Annotated in this window: 1 pseudogene; it reads right to left on the minus strand. The window is 54.1% G+C overall.

The window, feature by feature from the left end:
* Positions 1–212, minus strand: a pseudogene (locus HBA93_RS22150) (insulinase family protein); the annotation flags it as partial.
* Positions 213–255: the final 43 nt, after the last annotated feature.

Here is a 255-nt window from a genome sequence, read left to right on the forward strand (position 1 = left end):
TGATAGGCATCAGACGGCATATCGCCCGCACCTTCATCGAACAGACCGGTCATCAGATTGGCCAGACCTTCTTTGCCAGCAGGATCCTGCGCACTGCCGCCCTTGAACGAAAAGCGCACGGAAATCAGCGGAACACTGTCTTCCTCTACCAACCAGGCCTTGATGCCTTTTGGTGAGGTGACTTCCTGAATATCCAGCGCGAAAGCTGGCAAGGTAGCTAAAAGTGCAAAAGCACCGGCGAGAGCCGCTTTAAGT

This window comes from Ochrobactrum sp. SFR4 (assembly GCF_019730395.1).
Taxonomy (GTDB): domain Bacteria; phylum Pseudomonadota; class Alphaproteobacteria; order Rhizobiales; family Rhizobiaceae; genus Pseudochrobactrum.